The organism is Novosphingobium sp. 11B (assembly GCF_054589055.1).
The window spans coordinates 3,121-6,059 of record NZ_BAAILP010000159.1; the positions used below are offsets into that span (position 1 = coordinate 3,121).

Annotated in this window: 2 protein-coding genes; both read left to right on the forward strand. The window is 69.8% G+C overall.

What is annotated here, in order from left to right:
* Positions 1-1,315, forward strand: a 1,315-nt coding sequence (locus ACYPYD_RS14815) for a glycerol-3-phosphate dehydrogenase (RefSeq protein ID WP_459663902.1), incomplete at its 5' end; no start/stop codon positions are given.
* 4 nt (positions 1,316-1,319) lie between these two features.
* Positions 1,320-2,798 (forward strand): FGGY family carbohydrate kinase, encoded by a 1,479-nt coding sequence (locus tag ACYPYD_RS14820; protein WP_459663905.1) that lies wholly within the window; start codon positions 1,320-1,322, stop codon positions 2,796-2,798.
* Positions 2,799-2,939: the final 141 nt, after the last annotated feature.

The window sequence follows — 2,939 nt, forward strand, 5'->3', positions numbered from 1 at the left end:
GATCCACGGGGGCCTCCGCTATCTGGAGCACTACGAGTTCGCCCTCGTGCGCGAGGCGCTGACCGAGCGGGAGCGGCTGTGGCGGATCGCTCCGCACATCATCCACCCGATGCGCTTCGTGCTGCCGCATGTGAAGGGCCTGCGCCCGCGCTGGCTGCTGCGTCTCGGCCTGTTCCTCTACGACCACATCGGCGGCCGCAAGGCGCTGCCCGCGACGGAGTCCATCGACCTGCACCGGCACCCGGCGGGCAAGCCGCTGAAGCCGGGGTTCGGCAAGGCTTTCGTCTATTCCGACGGCTGGGTGGATGATGCGCGGCTGGTGGTCCTGAACGCCCGCGACGCGGCGGACCGGGGTGCGACGATCCTGACCCGCACTGGCGTGGAGAAGCTGGAGCGCGAGGGCGGCGTCTGGACCATCCACACGTCCGGCGGCACGTTCCGCGCGAAGGCGGTGGTGAACGCGGCCGGGCCATCGGTGCTCGACCTCGTCGGCCGCGCCGGTGAGCGCACGAAACGCGCGATGCGGCTGGTGCGCGGCTCGCACATCGTCGTGCCGCGCCTGTTCGAGCATCCCTACGCCTACTTCTTCCAGATCCCCGACGGGCGCATCTTCTTCGCGATCCCCTACCAGCACGACTTCACCCTGATCGGCACCACCGACCGCGACCACACCGGGCCGCTCAGCGAGGTGAAGGCGAGCGACGAGGAAATCGCCTACTTGTGCGAGGCGGCCAATGCCTACTTCGCCAAGTCGATCACCCCGGCCGATGTGGTGTGGACTTATTCCGGCGTGCGCCCGCTGGTGGACGACGGCTCCGGCAAGCCCGAGGCGGCGACGCGCGGCTACGACTTCGACCTCGATCTGGACGGGGAGGGCGGCGCGCCGTTCCTCTCGGTGTTCGGCGGCAAGATCACGACGTATCGCCATCTCGCCAAGGATGCGGTGGAGAAGCTGCAGCCGCTGGTCCCGGCGCTGTCCGGCAAGGACTGGACCGCCACCGCGCCGCTCCCCGGCGGCGATTTCGCGATGGGCGCGATCGATGCGCTGAAGGCCGACCTCGCGCGCGAATACCCCCGCCTCGATGCGGCGACGCTGGACCGCGTGGCGCGGGCTTACGGCACGAAGGCGCGGGAATGGCTGGCGGTGGACCCGGGCGAGGACTTCGGCCATGGCCTGACCGGCGCCGAGGTCGATTACCTCAAGGCCAACGAATGGGCGCTGACGGCCGAGGATGTGCTGTGGCGCCGCACCAAGCTGGGTCTCCGGCTCGACGCGGCACAAGCCGCGCGACTGCAAACATACATGGGTGAGTGAGCAAGTGAACGGCGAACACATTCTGGTCCTCGACGAAGGGACCACCTCGACGCGGGCGATCGTCTACGGCGCGGACGGCAGGGTCCTGCACGTCGCGCAGCAGGAACTGACACAGCATTATCCCGCCCCCGGCCGCGTCGAGCACGATGCCGCCGAGATATGGGACAAGACCCTCGCCTGCGCGCGCGAGGTCATCGGCAAGGTCGGCGGCGCGGACCGCATCGCCGCGCTCGGCATAACCAACCAGCGCGAGACGGTGGTGGCCTGGGATCGCCAGACCGGCGAGCCGATCACCCGCGCCATCGTCTGGCAGGACCGCCGCACCGCCGAGATGTGTGCTACGCTGCGCGATGGCGGGCATGAGGCGATGCTGCAGGAGCGGACGGGCCTTGTCGTCGATCCGTACTTCTCCGGGACCAAGATGCGCTGGGTGCTCGACAACGTGCCCGAGGCGCGTGCGCTCGGCGAGCGGCTGGCGCTGGGGACGGTGGAGAGCTGGCTGGTCTGGAAGCTGACCGGGGGCTTGCATGTCACCGATGCCAGCAACGCCAGCCGTACGCAGTTGATGGCGCTGGACGGCGCGGACTGGGACGACGACCTGCTCGGCCTGTTCGGGGTGCCGCGCAGCGCGCTGGGCCGGATCGTCGATACGGCGGGGACGGTGGGCACTTGCGATCCCGAACTGCTCGGCGCGCCGATCCCGATCAGCGGGCTTGCGGGCGACCAGCAGGCGGCGACGATCGGCCAGCACTGCCTCAAGGCGGGTCAGACCAAGGCCACTTTCGGCACCGGGGCCTTCATCCTCACCAACATGGGCGAGACCCTGCCGCGTTCCTCGCATCGGCTGCTCGGCACGGTGCTGTGCCAGCAGGGCGGGCGGCGGACATATGCGCTGGAAGGCTCGATCTTCGTGGCGGGGAGCCTCATCAAGTGGCTGCGTGACGAACTCGGCGTGATCCGAACGGCGGCGGAAAGCGAGACGCTGGCGCGCGCGGTGGCGGACAATGGCGGGGTGCTGTTCCTGCCCGCGCTGGCGGGGCTGGGCGCGCCGCACTGGCAGCCGGATGCCAAGGGCGTCGTCACCGGGCTCACGCAAGGGACCAGCCGGGCGCATATCGTGCGCGCGGCGATGGAATCGATGGCGCACCAGTGCCACGATCTGCAGGCCGCTTTCGCCGCCGACGGCGCGGCGTGGACCTCGCTGCGCATCGACGGCGGGATGAGCGCCAACGACTGGATGGCGCAGGATCTGGCCGACGTGCTCGCGCTGCCCGTGGAGCGGCCTGCGGATATCGAGACGACCGCTCTGGGCGCGGCGATGCTGGCGGGGGTCGGGGTTGGCCTCCATGCCTCGCTGGAGGACGCGGTGGCGATGGGCAGCGCGTCGAAGCGGTTCGCGCCGGATATGGACGGGGCGGTGCGCTCGGGGCGTATCGCGATGTGGGAGGCGGGGCTGAAGCGGCATATCGACGGGGTGGGGTGAGGCTTCGTTCAAACTGCCTTGGGCGCTTTCGTCGTCCCGGACTTACTCCGGGACCGCTGGCCGTGAACGGCCCATGTTGCAGCGCGCGCCTGCGAGCTATCGCCTCAAGATATGCCAGCGGTCCCGGAGCAAGTCCGGGAC